Genomic DNA, 22856 nt, shown 5'->3' with positions numbered 1-22856 from the left:
TGCCACTACATGGCTCGCTGTCACAAGCTTCAGAGTCGTAGATCGTTCAGAGGTTCAATAGAGGCGACAATCAGCCGTAAAGCTGACGCCACGCAAATGACGCAAGCGAGCACTGGCAGTCTCGCTTGCGCTTAGCCGCTTACAGTGGGCGCAGATTAATCTCTACACGACGGTTCTGTGCGCGCCCAGCAGCGGTATCGTTGCTGGCGATCGGCTGGCTCGACCCGGCACCATAAGATGAGATACGTGAACCAGGCACGCCGTTGCCTTCCAGATAATTGGCAACGCTACGCGCGCGGCGATTTGAAAGGTCCTGATTCAGTTGCTGCGAGCCGGTACTGTCGGTATGGCCGATGATGTCGACACCGTTCTTATTGAACTCTTTGAACACTTGAACCAGTGAATTAAGCGTCGGATAGAAGCTACTGGAAATGTCAGCTGAATTGCTTGCAAAGGTAATGTTGCCGGGCATGATCAGCGTCAGGTTATCGCCTTGGCGCTGCACTTGTACGCCTGTGCCCTGCAACGTCTGGCGCAACTTGGCTTCCTGGGTATCGACGTAGTAACCATAGCCTCCGCCAGCGGCCCCACCGACGGTGGCGCCGATCAACGCGCCTTTGGCACGGTCCTTTTTGCTGGAGGTTGCTGCGCCGATTACCGCACCACTGACCGCACCGATGCCGCCATAAATGCCGGCCTTGCCAGCTTCGCGCTCGCCGGTATAAGGATTGTTGGTACAGCCAACCAGCAGCGCAAGGGTGGCGGCAAGTGCGGTCAGGTTACTGATCGATTTCATGTTTACTTCCTTCATCTACGGGACGCCAACCTGCCGAACGCACAGGCTGGAAATTCGTCGCTAGAGTAACACCCGTCCGCCCGCAGAACCGGAGCGTCCCGACGAAGCCGTGAGCTCAAGCACAGGAAGCCAAGCTCGACCGTGTTTCGCCCCGAGGCGACTACTAGTCGAGCCAGAACAGCCAAACCTACACCGAAGAGATGGCGCTACTGCCGTCTTCCAGCCAACGTGCGATGTCCAAACGGATACGCTTCTTATCAAGCTTACCGACGCTGGTCTTGGGAATATCCTCGACGACGGCGATCTGCTGCGGAATCGCCCATTTGTTGAGCTGCCCCTGCTCAACTGCTGGCTCAAGGAACGCTTGCAATGCGCGCGCGTCTAGCTGCTTGCCTTCACAGAGCACCAGCAAGGCGAAGGGTCGTTCGCCCCAGCGCTCATCTGGCACGCCTACCACCGCCACGTCGCGCACGGCATCGTGCCGACTGATCAGACCTTCCAGCGCCAAGGATGAAATCCACTCACCGCCCGTCTTGATGACGTCCTTGATGCGGTCACGAATGTCGATGTTGCCCATTTCGTCGAGGGTGGCCACGTCACCGGTATGCAGCCAACCGCCCGCCCACAGCTCTTCGCTCTTCTCCGGATTGCCCGCATAGCCCTGCGTCAGCCAGGGGGCCCGAAGCACCAGCTCACCTTGGGACACGCCATCGGCCGGAAGAAAACTGCCGTCAGCCGCCTGGATTGCGGCGTCGACCAGCACCACCGGGATCCCGGCCTTGAGGCGATAGGTGGTCTGTTCGTCCTCACTGGCGTTGCGCAGCTCGTCGTTGATATGGGCGCCGGAAATCAATGGGCAGGTTTCCGACATCCCATACGCCGCCACCAATTGCATGCCACATGCCCGAGCCGACTCGTAAAGGCCGCGGGTGAGCGCACTGCCGCCGATGGTGATCTTCCAGCCGCCGAAGTCGGTGCCCTGCGCCGCCTTGGCTTTGAGCAGCATCTGCACGATGGTCGGTACGCAATGAGAAAAGGTGACCTTCTCTCGACGCCAGAGCTCGATCAGCAGCTCCGGATCATAGCGCCCCGGATAAACCTGCTTGAGGCCCAACATCGTCGCCACATAGGGCAAACCCCAGGCGTGCACGTGGAACATCGGCGTAATCGGCATATACACGTCGCCCGCCGCCATCAGCTGAGGGTTCTCGCGACAGCCGACCGTCACCGCACCGGCCAGCGTGTGCAGAACTAGCTGACGGTGCGTGAAATAGACGCCCTTGGGGTCACCGGTGGTACCGGTGGTGTAGAACGTGGTCGCCACCGAGTTTTCGTCAAAATCCGGGAAGTCGTACTTGGCCTCGGCGGCCGCCAGCAAGCTCTCGTACTCACCGATGCAGTTAGGCAAATCGCACTGCTTGTCGTCGGCATCGGTGATCAGCAATGTCTTGTCGACCGTTGTCAGCTGCCCGGCGATTGCGTGGTACAGCGGCGCGAACTCGCTATTGACGAGAACGAAGCGGTCCTCAGCATGATTCATGGTGTAAAGAATCTGCTCGGGCGATAGCCGCACGTTGATGGTATGAACCACCGCCCCGATCATCGGAATCGCAAACATACATTCGAGGTAGCGATGGCTGTCCCAATCCATCACCGCCACCGTGTCACCCGCCTTTACTCCCGCGTTGGTCAGCACGTTGGCAAGCCGGGCAATGCGCTCGCCGAGGGTGCGATAGTCGAAACGCAGTTGATCGCGATAGACGATCTCGCGGGTGCGCTCGTAGCGCTGCCCCGACAACAGCAGGCTCTTGATCAACAGGGGGTACTGGTAGGCGTTGGCGGCGGGTTTGATCACTCGTGTCTGCAACATAGGGCTTCCTGTTATAGATGTTATGAGACGCTCGCTAGCTGTTGGCGCAGGCCGCTAGCGCGACCTGGCCGTACCGCTGTCCTCTTCGGACATCTGGCTGCACAGTTGTTCAACCTGCGGAGACAAAGTTCACGCAAGGACCGGCTCGGCCGATCAGGCGATCTCGCTTGCCGCCAGCCGAACGCCAAGACCAATCAATACAGCGCCCGTGACGCGGTCAAACCAGTGCCCCATGCGAGCAAAACCGGCCCGTACGCGCTCGCGGCTGAACAACCAGGCCACCAGGCAGAACCACAACCCAGTGGCGCATGCCAGATATAACCCATAGGCCGCCTGAACGGCGAGCGGGGTATGGGGGTCGATAACCACGGTGAATAGGGACAGAAAGAACAATGTCGCCTTGGGATTCAAGCCGTTGGTAACGAACCCAACGGTAAAAGCGCGGCGTCGAGGAAGCGCAACACTGGAGGCGGATGATGCAAGATTGCCGACCGCGACGGGCTTGGCCCGCAGTGCTTGAAAACCGAGATAGAACAGGTAGCCGGCCGCTAACCACTTGAACAGGTTGAACAGCATGATCGACTGCGAGACGATCAGACCAATCCCGAGCAATGAATAACCCACGTGCAGCAAGATGCCGCTGCCTACACCGATGGCCGTCCAACTGCCGCTGCGCTGACCGCGAGCCACGCTTTCACGCACGACGACCGCGAAGTCCGGACCAGGACTGGCGACAGCGAGCAAGTGAACCAGCGCCACGGTGAGAAATTCGATCCAGTACATCTAGCGACTCCGTTATTCCCAGGGCGGAACATTCGCCCACTGATTCATACGAGTAAAGTCCATGAGCAAGTACCGCGCTGTATTCCTCGATTTATCCCCCCTCGATCAGGGCGATCTGGACCTGGCCCCCTTGCAGTCCGCCTTTGCTGAGCTGACCTGCCATACGCAGACCAGCGAAACGCAAATCGTCGACCGACTGGAGGGCGCTGAAGTCGCCATCGTCAACAAGGTCGCCTTGAGCGATGCCACGCTCGCCGCCTGCCCGGACCTGAAATTGATTCTGGTAGCGGCTACCGGTGTCAACAACATTGATCTGGCTGCTGCCAAGCAGCGAGGGATCGCCGTCTGCAACTGCCAAGCGTACGGCACGGCCACCGTGGCGCAGCACACCTTGATGCTACTGCTCGCGCTGGCCACACGACTACCCGATTATCAAGCCGCCGTCGCCCGTGGCCGCTGGCAGGAAAGCGGGCAGTTCTGCCTGCTAGATTTTCCCATTATCGAGTTGGCCGGCAAGACCCTCGGCGTGCTCGGTCACGGTGAGCTGGGGGGTGCCGTGGGCAAGCTCGCCGAAGCGCTGGGCATGCGTGTGCTGGTCGGCAACCTGCCCGGGCGCCCGCCTCGCCCGGACCGGCTGGAGCTGGATGAGCTGCTACCGCAGATTGACGCCCTGACCCTGCACTGCCCGCTCACCGATCAGACGCGCAACCTCATCGGCGCTCGCGAATTGCAGCTAATGAAACCTTCGGCATTTATCATCAATACCGCCCGTGGCGGTCTGATCGACGAGCAAGCGCTGGCAGACACCCTGCGTAGCGGCCACCTGGGCGGTGCCGCCACGGATGTGCTGATCAGCGAGCCCCCCAGCAACGATAACCCGCTGCTGGCTGCAGACGTACCGCGCCTGATCGTGACGCCCCACAGTGCCTGGGGAAGTCGCGAAGCCAGACAGCGCATCGTGGGCCAGCTGCGTGAGAATGCCGAAGCCTTCTTCGCTGGTACCCCGAAGCGTCAGGTGGGCTGACGCTTCTGCAGCCGGGGACAAGGCTGGTAAGCTCGCCAGCTTTTGTCCGGAGGCATCATGGATCCTCGAAGCGAAGTACTGCTGCGCCAGGCTGAACTGTTCAGTGGTGACCTGCTGCTCGCCGGGCTACCGGCTGACGATCTGCTTGGACAGTTACCGGGCGCCATCGGCTGGAGCTGGCACGCCGGAGTACAGCACAGCCTGCAGACTCGTTTCGCCGGTCGTTGCACATTTGGTGTCGAACCGCCCACGGCCCCATTCGATAGTGCCGTGCTGTTTCTGCCCAAGTCACGAGAACTGACCGACTACCTGCTGAATGCACTGGCTGCCAGACTGCCGGGCCGTTTGCTGTATCTAGTGGGTGAGAAACGCGCAGGCGTGGAACGCGCCGCGAAGCAACTGACCCCATTCGGCGAAGCGCGGAAGCTCGATAGTGCGCGGCACTGCCAGCTCTGGCAGGTCAAGGTCACAAACAGCCCACCGGCTCCAGAACTGCCGACCCTGGCTCAACGCTTCGAGCTCTCGCTTGCGGACGGACCGCTGCAGATCATCAGCTTGCCAGGCGTGTTCAGTCACGGTCGTCTCGATCGCGGAACCGCCCTGTTGCTGGATCAACTCGATGGACTGCCCGCCGGTAAGCTGCTGGATTTCGGCTGCGGCGCCGGCATCGTTGGCGCCTCACTGAAAAAACGTTATCCAGAGAGCGAAGTGGTGATGTTGGATGTCGATGCGTTCGCTGTCGAAAGCAGTCGCATGACCCTCGCCGCCAATGGGCTACAGGCTCAGGTAATCGCTGGCGACGGTATCGACGCCGCTCCAGAAGACTGCGCGGCGATCGTCAGCAACCCGCCGTTTCACCAGGGTGTACACACCCACTACGAGGCCAGCGAAGCATTGCTGCAACGTGCCGCCAGTCACATCCGGCCCGGTGGTGAGCTAAGGCTGGTGGCCAATGCATTTCTGAAGTATCCCCCGCTGATCGAAGCTCATCTGGGCCGCTGCGAAACGCTGATCACTGCCGACGGCTTCCGCATTTACCGCGCGCAGCGTGCCTGACCGACTTGCACAACGCGCCATGCGCGGGCAAACTCGCGCCCGTCCTGGGGGAGTAGTCTCCGGCGAGCACCCAGCCCGCCCGGCATGCGTCAACATACTTGGTCAACAGACCATGGCGCACGCGACCCGCGCATGCTGCTTCGGCAGCAGCGCTCGGTTTGACAAGACCCATGACACGTACACCTGACCCGGGGCGGGCAGGCGGTGCGTGTCATGGTGATTAGTCGACCCGCCCCCGCAAGGAAGTCCGTTGGAATCGTTCTACATCCCCACCCTGATCGTCGCACTCGCTGAGATCGGCGACAAAACGCAGCTGCTCGCGCTATTGCTGGCTGCCCGCTACCGGCGACCGCTACCCATCATCTGGGGCATCGTGGTGGCTACGCTGGTCAATCATGCGGCTGCCGGCGCCATCGGCAACTGGGTTTCATCGCTGGTCTCACCCGCCGTACTCAGCTGGATTCTCGCCGCATCCTTCGCCGCCGTCGCATTGTGGACGCTGGTCCCCGACAAGCTCGAGGAAGAAGAAGCTTCTCGCGGGCGACGCTTCGGCCCATTCGTGGCGACGCTGATCGCGTTCTTCCTCGCAGAAATGGGCGATAAGACGCAGGTCGCGACCGTCATGCTTGCCGCCCAGTATCCCGACTTCATCCTTGTGATTATCGGCACCACTCTGGGCATGCTGATCGCCAATGTGCCGGTGGTACTGGCCGGCAATTTCGCTGCCGATCGCATGCCCCTCACTCTGATCCGCCGAATCGCCGCCGTCGGCTTTGCCGGCTTGGCACTGTACGCCGTGTATCAGGCGCTGAGCTTGAGCGGCATGCTTCCAGTCTGATACGCAGCGCAAATTGCCCCACTACGGGTGCTGTTAGAGTGCGCATTCACCGCATTCTGGCGGCACTCGAGGGGAGTAGGCGGCATGTCACCGGTGGAACGAAAACGGCGGGTTCGGCAGCATATCGACCTGAGCTGGGGCAAAGGTCGGTTGGCATTAGCTGAACAGCTTCAGAGCCGCTACTTCAGCTACAGAAGTTCGTTCATCTCGCAGCCGGTCAACAGTGCCGGTTTCGGTCTGATCGTGCGAGAGATCCGCCAAGCCATTCCGGACCTGGAGGTCGCGGTAGACGAGTGCCTCAGCGAAGGTAACCGCGTCGTGACCTCCAGCACCCTGTTCGGAACGCTGGAGAAATCCGTGTTTGGCCTCGCACCGAGCGGCAAGATCCTCACGGTCGCCGCAATGTCGATATGGACACTCAATCCGAGCGGCGACATCGAGGAAATCAATACCCTGTTCGACTTGGAAAGCGCCCGAACTCAGCTGGGCCTGGCAAGCCCCATCCCTATTACGCTGCCGTCAACCTGAGAGGGTCGACGGCATATGCATCAGCGTCGCGGTTGATAGAGCGGCATCACCTTCGGAATGGTTTCCTGCAGCGCCTGCGTACGGCTGCCCGATGACGGGTGGGTGCTGAGGAACTCCGGCGGAGCGGAGCCGCCGGCCGCCGCCATCTTCTGCCAGAGGCTGACCGCGGCATTCGGGTTGTAACCCGCCCGCGCAGCCAGTTCCAGACCTATCAGGTCAGCCTCGTTTTCGTTGCTGCGGCTGTTGGGCAGCGTCATCAGATACTGCACCCCCATATTGGCCAGCTGCAGGCTGCCGTCGCCGATCCCAACGGCTGAGCCAATCTGGGTTGCCATCTGCACACCGTAGGCCTTGGACATGGCTTCGCGGCCGTGCTCACGCAACGCATGGGCTATCTCGTGCCCCATGACCGCCGCGATCTCGTCGTCGGTCAGGTTAAGTTTTTCGATCAGACCGGTATAAAAAATGATCTTCCCGCCTGGGCCGGCGTTGGCATTCAGTTCCGGACTGTCGATCACATTTACGTCCCAATCCCATTCGGCTGCGTCCGGCCGGAAGGCCTTTACCTCAGCGATCAGCTTGCTGGCGATTCGATTGACCCGCTGAGCCACCGGCGAGTTATTTTTGAGCACACCCTTGCTCTTCGCTTCCGACACAGTCTGCTGATAAGACTGTGCATACATTTGATTGACCTGTTCGGTCGACAGCATGCTGAACATGTATTGCTTGCGATCGACGCCAACAGCACCGCTGCTGGTGGTGTTGACGGCCTGACAACCGGCAAGCGCGGCGGCCGCCAGAAAAAGGCTGAGTGAATGCAGCTTGAACATGTCGCGTCTCCCGTGAATTCTGCGCCGTATGCTAGAGCGTGGCAGCGCACCGGGCAACCGACTGGAAGCTTATAGACAGTGCTTTAGGCGTCAGTTAGCGGTAATCGGGCACGTCGGATCGGCACCGGCCTGATAGCGTGTGAGTCCCCTTTCGATGGCAGCGGCCAATGCCTAGTTCACTGGTGTCAGGCACTCAGGCGCGTCCAGCTTGGGATCATTGACGAACGTCGCCAAGGGCCGTTCACGCAGCGCCGGCTGAGGTCCGGTCAGCAACACCTGCAGCACTTCGAGCGGGGTCTGCGGGTCGAGCCAGGCGGTCATGCCGGCCTGATCCAGTATCAGCGGACGCCGCTGGTTCGCTGCTGGACGCGTCACCACCGCCGCACTGAGGTAGCTGTGGCCTTCAACTGGATAAGCCTCCCAGACCGCGGCGAAATACATCAGCGAGTCTTCCGTTGTCATCCAGTAGGGTCGCTTACGTGCTGTGCCCCTCCACTCGTAGAAACCGTTCGCTGGGAGTACGCCTCGACGCAGGCGAAAGGCGTCTCGAAACATCGGCTGCTCGGCCAGCGTTTCCGCCCGGGCCTGTGCCGGCGTGCGGGTAAAATCGCTCAGCCACGCCGGGGTCAGCCCCCAGCGCACGCGACTCAGCTGCAGCGCATCTTCGACCTGCCGCAGCAGCAGTACCGAGGCGCCAGGCGCCAGGCTCCAGTGCGGTTGCTGATCAGACGGAAAACCGGGCAGCGCGGCAAAGGCGGGACTCCAGCGAAACAGGGCATAGCGGCCACACATGAACAAAGGACTCGATGGGAAAAAGGATCAAGGCAGCTACCGCGACGTCACTCGGTCGGCATTCAGCAGATGAGCTCACCCGGATAGCTTTCCGGCTCGTCGCCGGGCAGCGGTTCGGCGCCATTGTACGCAGCGATCAACTGCATCGCGCGATCAGCCTCACCATCGGCGACCATCAGCCCGAGCAAACCGGCCACAGGCAACTCGCCGACCGCGCCGATCAGATGTCGCCCATTCAGATGCACGTCGATACCTTCGGCGAGCAGCATGCCGCGTAGCATCTCCGCCTCGAGCAGATCACGCGGCTCGTATATCCGCCGCATCTAGTCATCCTCCCGCCGCACATCGAGCTGCCAATCGCTGCCGTCGGTACGCAGATCGAATACGATCGGCCGGCAACAGACCGAGCAGTCTTCGATGTACTGCTGATCGCCACCGCTCAGATCGAGTAGCGCCTCCACCCCTTCGCCGCAATAAGGGCATTGATAGTCCTGTGATTCCAGCATCAGCGTCTCCTGCGTGACTTGCCGCTATAATCGCCGTCCGGATTCTGTAGAGATGCCCAAGGGCGCATTCATGCGCGGGCCCGACCGGTGCAGCATGGCTTTATCCAAGCCTGCAGTGATCGCGACTAAGCATCCACAGACCTAACTTTGACCCTTGAGTAACTGGGTTTATTCAGTTGTTACCCTTACAGAGAACATGATGGACGAATTCGAAGCCATCCGACCCTACGCCGATGCCGAGGTCCCTGCTGTCATGGCGCGGCTGTTCGCCGACCGGGAATTCCTCGATATTCTGGCGCACTTCCGCTTCCCGCGGCTGGCCGGCCCAATGGGCTGGATGCTCAAACCCCTCATAGCGCAACGACTGCGACGTGAATTCGCCACTATCCACTCGATCGACACGCTGCAGGCGCGAATCGAGATGTACCTCGACCGCACCATCGAGCGCGCCACGGATGGCATTACCTATTCCGGGCTGGAGAAATTACGGCCGGGCTGCGCCTATCTGTTCATCGCCAACCACCGCGATATCGTGATGGATCCGGCTTTCGTCAACTATGCGGTATTTCAAGCCAAGATGCGCACGCCGCGCATCGCCATTGGCGACAATCTGCTGCAGCGGCCCTTCGTCAGCGATCTGATGCGGCTCAACAAGAGCTTCATCGTGCGCCGCTCGGTCACTGGTAGACGTGAAAAGCTTGCGGCCTACCAGCTGCTATCCGCCTACATCAACCACTCGATCCGCAACGACGGTGAATCAATATGGATTGCCCAGGCCGAAGGGCGGGCCAAGGACGGTGACGATCGTACCGACTCGGCGATTCTGAAAATGTTGCACATGAGCCGCAAGGACGAACCTTTCTCCGACACATTGGCGACCCTGCGTCCGACGCCGGTGTCGATCAGCTATGAGTACGACCCCTGCGATCAGGCCAAGGCACGCGAGCTCTACATTCGGGCCAGCACCGGCAGCTACACCAAGGCGCCTGGCGAGGATGACACCAGCATCGCCCTCGGCATCACCGGCTACAAAGGTCGGGTGCATGTCAGCTTCGGTACACCCATCAGCGAGGTACCCGAGGATGCAAAGCAGCTGGCGGCCGATATCGACCGGCAGATCCTGACGGACTACCGTCTGTTTCCAGTGAATTTCCTGGCGCATCGGATGTGGGAGCATCGCGACCCGGCGCTGGCGATACCCGAGCTCAGCGAGCTGTTCAGCCGTGCGGAAATCGAACGCGCCGAGGCCGAATGGGGCAAGCGCCTCGCGGCATGCCCAAGCGTGCAGCAGCCCTACCTCATCCAGCAATACGCCATGCCGGTGCGTAACCAGTATCGATTGAAAGCTGGCTTGAGTCTCTAATACTCAGCACAAGCCCGACTGGCCGTCAGGTCAGCCGGGTTAGCGAAGAAAGCAGGCAGGCCAGTCCCAGACTGCTGAATCCAAAGCCATAGAAAAACCAGTCAAGACGCCGGGTAGCTGCCAAGCCACCCTGCTCAGCGGCACAGAGACGAGAACCCGCAAGGGAGGTCTCGGCCCTCGACAGCTGTCGTCGCCAGCGAGTCGCCAGCAACAGCCAGGCACCGCTGAGCGCGATCAGCAAGGCCAGTGAGTTGACCAGAGGCGCGACCCTCGCTAGCGCCGAATAATCAAAATCAAGCAACAACCGCATTCTCCGTTGGGCCGAAAACATAAAGGCCTGGGCGGCCGAACTGAGGGCTGCGGAGTCTACCGAAACGGCATTGTCGGCTCAGCCGATTTCCGACAGAACGGAACACAACTAAGCGATGGCAATTTGCCGGGTATTTGCGCCATTTATGCAGATAGGTCCCGTCTCGATTGTTGACTTATAGTCCCTTCCAGCTTCACCCTCATCTCGCCTCGAACAACCGAAATAGAGCGTGCGCCTGGCGTGAGCAACCAGACGGGACTGCCGCGGAGTCGGGCAAACGGCAACTTGTGATCACTGCGTCTCTGACGTGATGTACCGGGCCTTCGGCCCGCCACCTCATCTGTGGAAGTCGCCACCTGCAAGCGCCGCGCTTACGGCTTCGCTTGCAGTGAATCAGTTACCGAGAATCAACAGGACCAAACAATGAATAAGAACAGGTTTAAGACGGGGGCCCTCACACTCTCTTTGCTGGCAAGCGCTGTGCTGGCAAGCGGAGCCATGGCTGCGGTATCCGACTCCGAAGCGGCCAAGCTGGGTAGCAGCCTGACGCCGATGGGTGCCGAGAAAGCCGGCAACGCGGCCGGCAGCATTCCTGCCTGGACCGGCGGTTTGGCAACCGATGCAGCGGCAGTCGGAGAAGATGGCTTCGTCAGCGATCCCTACCCGAACGACAAGCCGAAGTTCACCATCACCGCGCAGAACTTCGAGCAGTACAAGGACAACCTGAGCCCTGGCCAGATCGCCATGCTCAAGCGCTACCCTGACACCTATCGCCTGCCGGTCTTCGAAACCCACCGCAGTGCCGCCGTACCTCAGCGGATCTATGACGCTGCCCAGAAGAACGCGACCCAGACCAAGCTGGTCCGAGGCGGCAACGGGTTGGAAAATTTCGACACCGCAGTGGCCTTTCCGATTCCTCAAGACGGCCTTGAAGTGATCTGGAACCACATCACTCGCTACCGCGGGGGCTCTGCCCGCCGCACCGTGGCGCAGGCCACTCCTCAGGTGAACGGTAGCTACAGCCTGGTCAAGTTCGTCGACGAAGTCGTCTACACCGACACCCTGACCGACTACAACGCCGAGAAACACGGCAACGTGCTGTTCTACTTCAAGCAACAGGTGACCGAGCCTTCACGCCTGGCCGGCAACGTGCTGCTGGTGCACGAAACCCTGGACCAGGTCAAAGAGCCGCGCATGGCGTGGATCTACAACGCCGGTCAGCGCCGTGTGCGCCGCGCCCCACAGGTCGCTTACGATGGCCCGGGCACCGCCTCCGACGGGCTGCGCACCTCCGATAACCTGGATATGTTCAACGGCGCACCGGACCGCTACGACTGGAAGCTGGTGGGCAAGAAGGAGATGTACATCCCCTACAACGCCTACCGTCTGGACTCACCGAAGCTCAAGTACGACGACATCATCAAGGCCGGTCACATCAATCAGGATCTGACCCGCTATGAGCTGCACCGCGTGTGGGAAGTCGAGGCGACGCTGAAGCCCGGCGAGCGTCACATCTATGCCAAGCGTACCTTCTTCATCGACGAAGACACCTGGCAGGCCGCAGTGATCGACCATTACGACGGCCGCGATACCCTTTGGCGCGTTGCCGAGGCACATGCCGAATACATCTACAACGACCAGGTCCCGTTGTACGCCATGGAGACGCTGTATGACCTGGTCTCCGGTCGCTACCTCGTGATGGGCATGAAGAACGAGGAAAAGAACCCCTACGTATACAACTACAAGGCCAACTCTAACCAGTACACCCCGGCCGCGCTGCGTAACTCCGGCGTACGCTAAGCCACACCGGTAAGACAAACGCCCCGACATGTTCGGGGCGTTTGTTTTTCAGCCTTCGACAGGCGCGCAGTCGCTCGGATTGGTTTACAGGAGGCGATGCTCGCGATTTGCTCAGGCAACAACTCGCATCGGAAATCTCGCCGAGCGGGCGTCGCTCTCTTGCTTCGTTTACTACGCATTGGGCCAACAAGCATAAAGCGCACCGCTCTCCGGCAGAGCGTCAGCGAAACAAAAACCCCGCCAAAAGGCGGGGTTCTATTCTGTCGCAAATGACCGTCTGGGCTAGTTGCGGCTCACTGCGCCAACACCTGACCAATATTCTGGTCGCGGAAGGTGCGGGTCAGCGCATCGCTCAACACCTCGGTTACCAGCTTGGTGTTGGTCTGCTCATTCGGTGCCATGCCGAAGCGCTGATTCAAAGAAGCACCGTAGCGGCCGGTATAGCGGCGACCGCCGTTCTGCACCTCGACGCGGAAGGTCGCACCAATGGTAGCCTCGGTAACGTACAGGCCTTCCTTCGGCGACTGGTACTTCAGCTCAGCAAGGGTCAGGGTCAATTGCGGCGCATTGTAGGCGTTCGCCGACGGAGTGAACCCCAGCAACCGGACCGCCGCTTCGGCCTGGGCCTGCAACTTGGGAATGACTTTTTCTTTCGGCACGATCACCGCACTGGTCTCCGGATACAGGCCGCCACGGGTGCCTAAGGTTGCAGAGGGGCGGCCGTCGACCACACGCACAGCTACCGGTTGCCCTTGGCCGACGGGATTGATGGTATCGGTGAGTTTGGGATTGGGGTCGAGCTGTTGAGGACTGTGGGCACAACCGGCGAGCACCAGTGCTGACGCGGCGGCGAGGCTGAACAACAGGCGTTTCAGCATACTGCTTACTCCAGGTTAGGGATGGATGGCGCGCAGTATAACCAGCACCGCAACCGCCTGACAGTGATGCCCTAAAGACCGCCTGCAGGCCGGCCACGTTCCATTCATGCAACCGTAACCTCAGGATGCGATAACGGCGAGCAGCCCTACGAGCGCCTGGCCATGTCTTTATTCAAAACCCTGTTCCGACAACACCCGCCGCGTCACTACGCCCTGCTGGACGACCAGGATCGCTGCCGCATGCTGCTGACGGCCAAAAAGCGTCCTATTGGTGAACGCTGGGTCGAGATAGCGGAAATTCGTCTCGGCTGGATCGGCAAGCCCCTGCCTCAAGCAGGTCTACAGCAGCGTTCCGGCCCCATCCCGCACGCATAAAAAAACCGCGCAGCCCTGAACGGCAGCGCGGCTTGCTTACAGCGTGTCTGGCTAGCTAGTCGGCCAGCCCCAGACGCTTGTCGACTCTGGAGACGACCTCGCGATAGACCGCTGCATCGTCTTCGAGAACCTTCTCCCGCGCCGGGAATATTTCGGCGAGCTTCCCGCTCCAGGCTTCGCTCTTCGCCTGCTCGGGGAAGCAACGCTCGATCAGATCAAGCATGATCGAAACGGTAACCGAGGCACCCGGAGACGCGCCCAGCAGTGCGGCGATCGAACCATCCTTGGCCGACACCAACTCGGTGCCGAACTGCAGGATGCCGCCCTTCTTCGGGTCCTTCTTGATGATCTGTACGCGCTGTCCGGCCACTTCCAGGCGCCAGTCTTCTGCCTTAGCTTCAGGGTAGAAGCCGCGCAGGGTTTCAAGACGGTCGCCCATCGACTGCCGGACTTCCTTGATCAGGTAGCGCGTCAGGTCCATGTTGTCCCGCGCCACGGCCAGCATCGGCTTGAGGTTGGCTGGACGAATCGACATCGGCAGATCAAGCGGCGAGCCGTGTTTGAGAAACTTGGTCGTGAAGCCGGCGTACGGCCCGAACAGCAGAGACTTCTTTCCATCCACGACACGGGTATCCAGATGCGGAACCGACATGGGCGGTGCGCCTACTGCGGCCAGGCTATAGACCTTGGCCTGATGCTGCTTGACGATCTCCGGATTGTCGCACCGCAGCCACTGGCCGCTGACCGGGAAGCCGCCGTAACCCTTACCTTCTTCGATATCGGACATCTGCAGCAGCGGCAGCGCTGCGCCGCCAGCACCAAGGAAGACGAAGCCGGCTTTGATCTCACGACCGCCACCGTCACGGGTGTTCTTGACCTCAACGCGCCAGCCTTTGCCGTCGCGAGCCAGGCCGGTGACCTTCTGGAAGTAGGACATCTTTACGCCGGGCTTGGCGGCCAGATACTGCAGCATCTGCCGGGTCAGCTCGCCGAAGTTGACGTCCGTGCCGTTCATCGCGCGGGTCGCGGCGATTGGCTCGTCCAACGGACGGCCCGGCATCATCAGCGGCATCCACTCTTCCATGGTCGCGCGATCTTCGCTGTAGACCATGTCTTCAAAGGCGTGATGGGTTTTCAGCGCATTGAAGCGGCGCTTGAGGTAATCGATGTTCTTGGTGCCCCGCACGAAGCTCAGATGCGGAACCGCATTGAGGAAGTCGCGCGGGCTACCGAAGCCTTCACGGCCCGTCAGGTAGGCCCAGAACTGCTTCGACACTTCGAATTGGGTATTGATGGTGACGGCTTTCTTGATGTCGATCGAGCCGTCTTTGCTGTCCGGCGTGTAGTTCAACTCACAGAGACCGGCGTGGCCGGTGCCGGCATTGTTCCAGGGATTCGAACTTTCGACGGCCCCGGATTCCTGCAGTTCGACAATCTCCAGCCTGATGTTGGGATCGAGTTCCTTGAGCAGTACTGCCAGAGTCGCACTCATGATGCCGGCTCCCACCAGCACCAAATCCACGGCTTCGCTATCGTGTTGCGTCATTAACGCGTTCTCCAGAATCACAGCATTAAACTGTCACGACCGCAGTACGCGATCATGTAGAACCACCAGCCTGGCGACTAGAAACGGAGCAAGTTTCTATACCGCTGCTCGGGCTTGTGCCCGAAGGCAGGAGAACTCGAAAGCCCCTACCCGCTGTCGGGAGAGCGGCTTTTGGCCTCCTCCCTCTCGCGCCTCTGCTTCCCGGAGCGGGGCGACTAGCCTGGGCTCTACGGGACGCGTGCAGCGAGAAAATCTATTGCGGCTGCCGATTGCTCAGCCAGGTCATGCTTGAAGCTCGACGGTTACAGACGAGCTCAGCCGCGCGCGGCCTCGATCAGCTCGATATAGGGCTCGGCTTGGCGCTGATCCGCGATCAAGGCTACAAAGTCTTGCCCCTTGGCATCCTTCGCATTCAGGTCATACCCCGCTTGGACAAAGAATCCGAGAAAACGCTCGAAATCATCGACCCGCAAACCGCGATACGCCTTGGTCAGCTTGTGCAACGAAGGCGGCGTGTCGTCAGCCGGTTCCGGCTCGAGAAACAACTTGATCGACTCGTCGCTGACTTCCTCGCCGATCACCTTCTTCTTGTCTTTACGCATGGTTTCTCCGGTTCGACGGGGCCTTTCGGGGGCGGCAGTTTACTCTGCACGACCGGCGCACTCAACGCGCCAAAGGCCGATAAGACCAAGGTCGTACACGAAAATCTGCGATTTAACCGCGATGTTGCGTTCTTGCAGGCCCGGCGGTATAGCCAGTGCTTATACTGGCGCTTTGCGCACATGGAGTGTCTGGGATGAAGCTTCCGCCGTTGTTCGCTGCCTGGCGTCAAACCCTGCGTTCGGGCTACGGAGTGCCCGCATTGCGCGGCGACATCACGGCCGGCTTGACGGTGGGCATTATCGCCATCCCCTTGGCCATGGCGTTGGCGATAGCGGTAGGTGTTGCGCCGCAGCACGGCCTGTATACGGTGCTGGTTGCTGCACCCTTGATTGCCTTGACCGGAGGCTCGCGGTTCAACGTGTCCGGTCCTACCGCAGCCTTCGTCGTCATCCTCCTGCCGATTACCCAGCAATTCGGCCTCGGCGGGTTGCTGCTCTGCACCATGCTCGCCGGGCTGATCCTGATCGCGCTCGGGCTGTTGCGTGCCGGTAGATTGATCGCGTTTGTGCCCTACCCCGTCACGCTTGGTTTCACTGCAGGCATCGGCATCGTCATCGCGACCCTCCAGCTCAAGGACATATTCGGCCTGACGTTGACCGAGCAGCCGCAACACTATGCGGAGCAGCTCAGCTTGCTGGTGCGTGCCCTGCCCAGCGCGCAGCTGGGTGACGCACTTGTCGGCCTGCTTTGCCTGGGCGTCTTGATCGTCTGGCCGCGTCTGGTACCCAAAGTGCCAGGCCATCTGGTTGCCCTCGTCGTTGGTGCACTCGTCGCAATGGCGCTGGAATCGGCTGGCCTTACCGTCGCCACGCTTGGTGAGCGCTTCAGCTATGTGGTCGAGGATGTGGTGCATCCCGGCATTCCACCGTTCCTCCCGGATTTCGCCTGGCCATGGCTGTTGCCCGGCCCTGACGGTCAACCGCTGGTGCTGAGCTTCGAGCTGTTTCACCAACTGTTGGCGCCGGCGTTCGCCATTGCCATGCTCGGCGCCATCGAATCCCTGCTCTGTGCGGTGGTCGCCGACGGCATGGCCGGCGGCAACCACGACCCGAACGCCGAGCTGCTGGGTCAAGGCATCGGCAACCTGGTCGCCCCGCTGTTCGGCGGCATCACGGCGACCGCTGCCATTGCGCGCACCGCCACCAACGTACGCGCCGGCGCGTTCTCACCACTGGCGGCGATCATTCACGCGGGCGTGGTGCTGGTGGCAATCCTCTGGCTGGCACCGCTGTTCAGCTATCTGCCGATGGCCGCCCTGGCGGCGCTGCTGCTAATGGTGGCCTGGAACATGAGCGAAGCACCGCACGTCTTCAAGACACTGCGAATAGCACCACGCAGCGATGTGTTGGTACTACTGACCTGCCTGAGCCTGACCGTCCTGTTCGACATGGTGCTGGCGGTGGGCGTGGGGCTGTTGCTCGCGGCCGGGCTGTTCATCAAACGCATGAGCGAGCTGACCGACACCACCCGCCTGAATCTTGGGCAAAGCCCCGTCCTCCGAGACCTGCCCGAACACGTCGCTGCCTATGCGATTCGTGGCCCGCTGTTCTTCGGCGCCGCCGAAAAGGCATTGAGCGTGCTGCGGCGATTCAATCCAGACGTGAAGATCGTCATCGTCGACATCAGCGGCGTGCCGATGATGGACATGACCGCCCTGGCAGCGCTGGAAAACGTTCTACTGGACTACCGCAAGCAAGGCATCGCATTGATTCTGTCCGGCAGCAATGTCCGGTTACGGCTCAAGCTGCGCCGCGCTGGCATTCATCCGCTTGAAGGGCAGCTGTACTACGTGCGCAATCTGATCCAGGCTCGGGCAAAAGCCTTGCGCCTGTTACCGGCGCCGGCAGCAGCCGAACCATCCGCCTGATACGAGAAAAGCTCATTGAGCTGCAGAAGCGTGCCAGGCGCTTCTGCAGCTCAAGCGACCGCAGTGGCCAGCAGCTTAACCGGCGTACTTTTGCAGGTTCGCCATCATTTCCTTCAACGCTTCCATGTTGTCGGCCGGATGCGCCGCGTTGTCGAAATTGCAGATCTGCTGCCAATGATCGGCAACGTCCTCGGCATCAAAGCCGGCCTTCGGATCGAAACCGGCACCCAGGCTCCGCTCCCAGCGCACCTTGCCCATCCAGCCACCGCCGACCTCGAACAGGCCGGAAGTTTCCTGGCATTGCTCGCTGGCGAGAAAGACTACCAGCGGGCTGACCAGCTCAGGCTTGAGCTGCTCGAAAACCTGCGGCGGGATCAGCCCCTCGGTCATGCGCGTGCCGCCGGTCGGCGCGATGGCGTTGACCAGAATGTTGTTCTTGCGCCCTTCTAGGGCGAGTGTGCGGGTCAGGCCGTACAAACCCAGCTTGGCCATGCCGTAGTTGGACTGACCGAAGTTGCCGTAGATGCCGGAGGTCGAGGCGGTGAAGATCACTCGGCCGTAACCTTGCTCGCGCATGTGTGGCCAGGCGGCACGGGTCACCTTGTAAGCGCCTTCGACGTGCACCCGATAGACCAGATCCCAGTCGGCGTCTTCCATCTTGTGAAAGGTCTTGTCGCGCAGGATGCCGGCATTGTTCACCACCACATCGATGCGGCCGAAGCTGTCCAGCGCGTGCTGGACGATTTTGTCGCCCTCGGTCACCGAGTCATGATTGGCCACCGCAGTGCCGCCGGCCTGGCGGATTTCCTCGACGACGCGATCGGCTGCCGAGGCGTTGGCGCCCTCGCCCTGGGCACTGCCGCCCAGGTCGTTGACCACCACCTTGGCGCCATGGCGGGCGAACAGCAGCGCATGCGCGCGGCCGAGTCCACCACCGGCACCGGTCACGATGACCACCTTGTCTTCGAAGCGAATGGCGTCACTCATGGATATTCCTCCAGCGGATTATTGTTGGATGCGTCGCAAAGTCTGTGGCGAGTGTCGACGAGGCCACAGCCGTCCACAATCAAACGGCCGCGAATGAATGCCCGAACATAAGGCTGCGGGATGATGTACCAGCGTCAGGGCTGCGGCAGGAACGCCCGGATGGCCGCGGCGACTCGCGACGGGGCCTCCTCCTGCGGAACGTGACCGAGGTCGTCGAACATGACCAACTCGCTGCCTGCGATGTCGTCCTTGAAGCGGCGCGCATTGAGCGGCGGAATCAACCCGTCGCGCCCGCCCCAGATGATCAGCGTCGGCGTCTGGATCGATGCGATCCGCTTAGAATTGTCGACTGCCGGCACCTGCTTGAACCGTTCGCGCAGCGCCTCACGATTGCCTTCACGCAGGGTCAGCTCGTAGTAGCGATCAACCAGCTCCGGCGTCACTTTGCCTGGATCGCCATAGACGCTGCGCGTGCTGGACTCAACCAACCGCCGCGGGAGTATGTTGGCCATCAGCGGCGCCAAACCCGGAATGCCCGCAAGCTTGAAACCGATCGGCACTGAGGTCGACTGGCGCGGGTAACCTGCCGCATCGATCAGTACCAGTCGCTCAACACGCCTAGGCTGGTCCAGCGCCATTTCCCAGGCGAGCTGGCCACCAAAGCTGTTGCCGACGAGCACTGCTCGCTCCACGTTCAGCCTGTCCAGGAATGTCGAGAGGAAGTCGACGTAATGGCGCATGCGGTAGTCGCCGTCGGGAAAGGGGCCGGTCAAACCGAAGCCCGGCAGGTCGAGGCTGATCACCCGCCGCTGCTGCTTCAGTTCGTCGACCACCGCTTCCCAGGTATGCAGGCTCGCCGAGGTGCCGTGCAGCAGTACCAGCGGAGCGGGATCATCACGTTGCCCCTCGTCACGAACATGCACCTGCATGCCGGACACCTCGACGAATCCGGACGGTTCCGGCGCCCAGCGTTCGGTCAGGCTTTCGACCGGTCGTGGCGGCGCCCAGCTGAGCGCCACCAGCACCGCAATGATCAGGAAGAGCAGTACGACTACGGCAGTCACCAGTTGCAGAACGATCTTCACCTTGTTGCCCTTGTGTGCAGAAGCGTCCGTGATCTTAGGCGGAGTCCCTTCACGCAGCAAAGCAGGTCTCTAATCACACCGGCGTACCCGCCAAGCGCAACCGCCGTCATGCAAGCGGTGCGCGTGCATAGTCGGTGATCAGGCGAGACAAGTTTTCCAGCGACTCGGTGCACTGCGCCGCACCCAGCTGCAAGGCCTCCTTGGGCATTCCGAAAACGACACAGCTGGCTTCGTCCTGGGCCACCGTGCGGGCGCCGGCTTCGCGCATGGCCAGCAGTCCACGGGCGCCGTCGTCGCCCATGCCGGTCATGATCACACCCAGCGCGTTATGCCCGGCATGTCGGGCGACAGAGCGAAACAGCACGTCCACTGACGGCTTGTGCCGGTTGACTGGAGGCCCGTCGAGCACCTCGACGAAATACTGCGCGCCGCTGCGTTTCAGCTGCATGTGCTTGCCGCCGGGTGCCACTAGCGCCAGCCCAGAGCGCACGCGATCCAGATGGCGGGCCTCACGCACCTCGATCTGGCAGAGGCTGTCGAGACGCTGAGCGAAGGCGGCAGTGAATTTTTCTGGCATGTGCTGGACGATCACGATGCCCGGCGAATCGACGCGCAGCTGTTTGAGCACCAGCTCCAGAGCCTGGGTGCCGCCAGTGGACGTACCCAGGGCAACGACCCTGTCGGTGGTGGTCAGGGCGTTGCTGGTCGGCTCCGCCGGGCGCGCCGGTGCCGCTACCGTCGCGGTGCGTGCAGCCACCACCCGTGGACGGGTCGCGGCGGCCTGCTGGATTTGTTTAATCAGGTCGCTGGAGAGCTGCAGCAGACTGTCTTTAAGACCGAGTCGCGCCTTGGTGAAAACGCCAACGGCGCCCGCTGCAAACGCTTCGAGCGTGATGGCCGCGCCCGCCTCGGTCAGGGTCGAACAGATGATGGTCGGTGTCGGCCGCTCGGCCATCAGCTTACGCAGAAAGGTGATGCCGTCCATGCGCGGCATTTCGACGTCGAGCACCAGCACATCGGGCCAGTTGCGCTGCATCTTCTCCAGCGCGAACAGTGGGTCGGCCGCCTGTCCAATCACCTCGATATTCGGATGGCTTTCCAGACAGGCCGACAAGACCTGCCGCACCAGTGCTGAGTCATCGACGATAAACACCTTGATCATGCGGTGCCCTCCAGCAGGTTGGCCGTGGTGAACGACTGACAGCTCAGGCGTCCGTCTCGGCCATCGACTGACAATCGTCGATAACCCAAGCCACCGAGCTGCTCATCGTCGACGCGCCAACCGAGCAAGGCGAACTGCTCACGGGCGAACGCGATATTCATCAGCCCGATCTGCAGGCTGTTGCGCCGGCCTGGCTGCAAGCAGGTGCCGCCACCATAGAGCCCTTTGCGGTATTCCTCCGGCGCGGTGCGGTGGCTAACCATGTCGCGCTGCAGCCGCGCGAACACCGCTTCGCCGGTGCGCGTGTCATCCTGGTCGGAGGCGCTGCGGGGCACGACGAAATGGCTTACGGCAAGCAGGCGACACCGCGGATGCCACAGGGTAACGGCGACACACGAGCCAAGCAGCGTGGCCACCGGCTCCTGAAGCGGACCGAACAAGTACTCGCCAGGCATGAGAAAACGAGGCGCGGTCATAGGCGCTCGAATACCGAAGAAGCGACGCTGCGCAGCGGCAGTCCGAACCCATGCAGGCTTTCCGCATGGCCGATAAACAGCAAGCCGCCGACGCGCAGGCGTTCGATCAGGCGGGCAACGATGGCTCGCTTGTCCTCGGCGCTGAAATAAATGAGCACGTTGCGCAGGAAGATCACATCGAAGCGGCCGATGTCTTCAGGCAACGGCCGCATCAGGTTCAGTTCGCGAAAGCGCACCCGCTCCCGCAACTCCTGACCGAAGCGAAAGGCGCCCTCGTGCTCACCGATACCGCGCAGGCAGTGGCGCTTGAGCCAGCCAGGCGGAAAGTTGCTCGCCTCGTCCAGCGGATAGATCGCAGCCTCGGCCTTTTCCAGCACCGTGCGGCTGAGGTCGCTGCCAAGGATCGACCACTCCGCCGGCCCATGCTCGGCCAGCACCATGCCCAGGGTGTAGGGTTCTTCACCCGACGAACAGGCGGCGCTCCAGATGCGCAACGGCTCGCGCCGGCCGTCCAGCCAACGGGCCAGGAACTGGAAATGCTGCGGCTCACGAAAGAAGTAGGTTTCATTGGTGGTCAGCAGGTCGATCACCAAGCGTTGCTCGGCCTGCTTCGTCGGATCCTTGAGCAGCAACAGGTAGTCGCGGTAGCTGCTCAGGTTCAGAGCCCGCAACCGGCGCATCAGGCGGCCTGCCACCAACGGCCGCTTGCTGTCGCTCAGATGAATACCCGACGCCTCGACCATCAGCTGCTGCAGGAACCGGAACTCCTGCTCGCCCAGCACCGGCAGGCTCGACGTCGGCATGCTCAGCTCGCCTGCGCCATCGCCTGGCTGATCTGCAGGATGTCGTCCAGCGACAACACCTTGCGCACGTCCAGAATGATGGTGAAACCCCGCTCGTCGCGCGCCATGCCGGCAATGAATTCTGTCCGAATCCCAGCGCCGAACCCTGGTGCGGGCTCGACGTCGGCAGCCTGGATATCCAGCACGGCGTCGACCGCATCGACCACCAGGCCGATGCGCTGCAGCGCATCGTTCAGGTCCAGCTCGATGATCACAATGCAGGTCCGCTTGCTCGGCACCGTGCGCTCCATACCGAAGCGTGCGGCCAGGTCCAGCACCGGCACCACGTTGCCGCGCAGGTTGATCACGCCGTGAATGCACGCCGGCATCATCGGCACGCCGGTGATCTGCCCGTACTCGATGATTTCGCGTACCAGCTCGATCGGCAACGCGTAGCGTGCCTGGCGCACCCGGAACGACAGGTGCTGGATGTCAGCCGGCGCGGTGCTGGCGGCACCGCTTACCTGTGGAAAATTCAT

25 protein-coding genes are annotated in these 22856 nt (G+C 61.4%); 8 read left to right on the top strand and 17 right to left on the bottom strand.

Features of this window, described 5'->3' with window-relative positions:
* Window positions 1-139: 139 nt before the first annotated feature.
* From C1896_05305 to C1896_05295, 3 genes are all read right to left on the bottom strand, one after another.
* The gene (locus C1896_05305) at window positions 140-796 is read right to left on the bottom strand and encodes a hypothetical protein (protein AZZ44377.1); all 657 of its coding nucleotides are present in this window, start codon (window positions 794-796) and stop codon (window positions 140-142) included.
* A 187-nt stretch (window positions 797-983) separates the two neighbouring features.
* Entirely contained in the window at window positions 984-2666 is a 1683-nt protein-coding gene (locus C1896_05300; protein ID AZZ44376.1) for a long-chain fatty acid--CoA ligase, read from the bottom strand.
* Window positions 2667-2819: 153 nt separating this feature from the next.
* Window positions 2820-3449: a lysine transporter LysE gene (locus C1896_05295; GenBank protein AZZ44375.1), complete on the bottom strand. Its 630-nt coding sequence runs from the start codon at window positions 3447-3449 to the stop codon at window positions 2820-2822.
* Between the two features lie 61 nt (window positions 3450-3510).
* Here C1896_05295 and C1896_05290 point away from each other — a divergent pair, with 61 nt between their 5' ends.
* From C1896_05290 to C1896_05275, 4 genes are all read left to right on the top strand, one after another.
* The gene (locus C1896_05290; protein ID AZZ44374.1) at window positions 3511-4473 is read left to right on the top strand and encodes a glycerate dehydrogenase; all 963 of its coding nucleotides are present in this window, start codon (window positions 3511-3513) and stop codon (window positions 4471-4473) included.
* Window positions 4474-4530: 57 nt separating this feature from the next.
* On the top strand, window positions 4531-5529 hold the full coding sequence (locus C1896_05285; GenBank protein AZZ44373.1) for a 16S rRNA methyltransferase: 999 nt from the start codon (window positions 4531-4533) through the stop codon (window positions 5527-5529).
* 250 nt (window positions 5530-5779) lie between these two features.
* The gene (locus tag C1896_05280) at window positions 5780-6367 is read left to right on the top strand and encodes a hypothetical protein (GenBank protein ID AZZ44372.1); all 588 of its coding nucleotides are present in this window, start codon (window positions 5780-5782) and stop codon (window positions 6365-6367) included.
* Between the two features lie 84 nt (window positions 6368-6451).
* Window positions 6452-6895: a hypothetical protein gene (locus C1896_05275; protein ID AZZ44371.1), complete on the top strand. Its 444-nt coding sequence runs from the start codon at window positions 6452-6454 to the stop codon at window positions 6893-6895.
* Window positions 6896-6915: 20 nt separating this feature from the next.
* On the opposite strand, the gene C1896_05270 is transcribed toward C1896_05275, so the two are convergent.
* The 4 genes from C1896_05270 to C1896_05255 form a co-directional block, all read right to left on the bottom strand.
* Window positions 6916-7725, bottom strand: coding sequence for a M48 family peptidase (locus tag C1896_05270; protein ID AZZ44370.1), 810 nt, complete (start codon window positions 7723-7725; stop codon window positions 6916-6918).
* 171 nt (window positions 7726-7896) lie between these two features.
* Window positions 7897-8517: a hypothetical protein gene (locus C1896_05265; GenBank protein AZZ44369.1), complete on the bottom strand. Its 621-nt coding sequence runs from the start codon at window positions 8515-8517 to the stop codon at window positions 7897-7899.
* Window positions 8518-8579: 62 nt separating this feature from the next.
* Window positions 8580-8840 carry a hypothetical protein gene (locus tag C1896_05260; protein ID AZZ44368.1) on the bottom strand — a complete coding sequence of 87 codons (261 nt, stop codon included), beginning with the start codon at window positions 8838-8840 and terminating at the stop codon, window positions 8580-8582.
* Entirely contained in the window at window positions 8841-9023 is a 183-nt protein-coding gene (locus C1896_05255) for a CPXCG motif-containing cysteine-rich protein (GenBank protein AZZ44367.1), read from the bottom strand.
* A 196-nt stretch (window positions 9024-9219) separates the two neighbouring features.
* Between C1896_05255 and C1896_05250 the strand changes: the two genes are divergently transcribed.
* Window positions 9220-10386: a glycerol acyltransferase gene (locus C1896_05250; GenBank protein ID AZZ44366.1), complete on the top strand. Its 1167-nt coding sequence runs from the start codon at window positions 9220-9222 to the stop codon at window positions 10384-10386.
* Between the two features lie 25 nt (window positions 10387-10411).
* On the opposite strand, the gene C1896_05245 is transcribed toward C1896_05250, so the two are convergent.
* Entirely contained in the window at window positions 10412-10696 is a 285-nt protein-coding gene (locus C1896_05245) for a hypothetical protein (protein AZZ44365.1), read from the bottom strand.
* A 423-nt stretch (window positions 10697-11119) separates the two neighbouring features.
* Between C1896_05245 and C1896_05240 the strand changes: the two genes are divergently transcribed.
* Window positions 11120-12496: a DUF1329 domain-containing protein gene (locus C1896_05240; protein ID AZZ44364.1), complete on the top strand. Its 1377-nt coding sequence runs from the start codon at window positions 11120-11122 to the stop codon at window positions 12494-12496.
* Between the two features lie 293 nt (window positions 12497-12789).
* Here C1896_05240 and C1896_05235 read toward each other — a convergent pair whose 3' ends face one another.
* The gene (locus tag C1896_05235; GenBank protein AZZ44363.1) at window positions 12790-13374 is read right to left on the bottom strand and encodes a hypothetical protein; all 585 of its coding nucleotides are present in this window, start codon (window positions 13372-13374) and stop codon (window positions 12790-12792) included.
* Window positions 13375-13536: 162 nt separating this feature from the next.
* On the opposite strand from C1896_05235, the gene C1896_05230 reads away from it, so the two are divergent.
* Complete coding sequence (locus tag C1896_05230) at window positions 13537-13749, top strand: hypothetical protein (protein AZZ44362.1); 213 nt, start codon at window positions 13537-13539, stop codon at window positions 13747-13749.
* Between the two features lie 55 nt (window positions 13750-13804).
* On the opposite strand, the gene mqo is transcribed toward C1896_05230, so the two are convergent.
* Window positions 13805-15316, bottom strand: coding sequence for a malate dehydrogenase (quinone) (mqo, locus tag C1896_05225; GenBank protein AZZ44361.1), 1512 nt, complete (start codon window positions 15314-15316; stop codon window positions 13805-13807).
* Between the two features lie 293 nt (window positions 15317-15609).
* Entirely contained in the window at window positions 15610-15897 is a 288-nt protein-coding gene (locus C1896_05220; protein ID AZZ44360.1) for a hypothetical protein, read from the bottom strand.
* Between the two features lie 194 nt (window positions 15898-16091).
* Here C1896_05220 and C1896_05215 point away from each other — a divergent pair, with 194 nt between their 5' ends.
* A complete protein-coding gene (locus C1896_05215; protein AZZ44359.1) occupies window positions 16092-17825 on the top strand; it encodes a C4-dicarboxylic acid transporter DauA in 1734 nt (577 codons plus the stop codon).
* A 75-nt stretch (window positions 17826-17900) separates the two neighbouring features.
* Here C1896_05215 and C1896_05210 read toward each other — a convergent pair whose 3' ends face one another.
* The 6 genes from C1896_05210 to C1896_05185 all read right to left on the bottom strand — a co-directional run bounded on the left by C1896_05210 (window position 17901) and on the right by C1896_05185 (window position 22856).
* On the bottom strand, window positions 17901-18812 hold the full coding sequence (locus C1896_05210) for a KR domain-containing protein (protein ID AZZ44358.1): 912 nt from the start codon (window positions 18810-18812) through the stop codon (window positions 17901-17903).
* 134 nt (window positions 18813-18946) lie between these two features.
* Window positions 18947-19897, bottom strand: coding sequence for an alpha/beta hydrolase (locus tag C1896_05205; protein ID AZZ47536.1), 951 nt, complete (start codon window positions 19895-19897; stop codon window positions 18947-18949).
* Window positions 19898-20003: 106 nt separating this feature from the next.
* The gene (locus C1896_05200) at window positions 20004-21059 is read right to left on the bottom strand and encodes a chemotaxis response regulator protein-glutamate methylesterase (protein AZZ44357.1); all 1056 of its coding nucleotides are present in this window, start codon (window positions 21057-21059) and stop codon (window positions 20004-20006) included.
* Window positions 21056-21535, bottom strand: coding sequence for a chemotaxis protein (locus tag C1896_05195; protein ID AZZ44356.1), 480 nt, complete (start codon window positions 21533-21535; stop codon window positions 21056-21058). The genes C1896_05200 and C1896_05195 overlap by 4 nt, the downstream gene beginning before the upstream one ends.
* Window positions 21532-22338, bottom strand: coding sequence for a protein-glutamate O-methyltransferase (locus C1896_05190; GenBank protein ID AZZ44355.1), 807 nt, complete (start codon window positions 22336-22338; stop codon window positions 21532-21534). The genes C1896_05195 and C1896_05190 overlap by 4 nt, the downstream gene beginning before the upstream one ends.
* Before the next feature lie 2 nt (window positions 22339-22340).
* Entirely contained in the window at window positions 22341-22856 is a 516-nt protein-coding gene (locus tag C1896_05185) for a chemotaxis protein CheW (GenBank protein AZZ44354.1), read from the bottom strand.

The sequence above is a fragment of the Pseudomonadaceae bacterium SI-3 genome, from assembly GCA_004010935.1.
In the GTDB taxonomy this organism is placed as follows: domain Bacteria; phylum Pseudomonadota; class Gammaproteobacteria; order Pseudomonadales; family Pseudomonadaceae; genus Stutzerimonas.
Note: the sequence above shows the minus strand (reverse complement) of the source record. Positions and strands in the feature narration are given on the sequence as shown.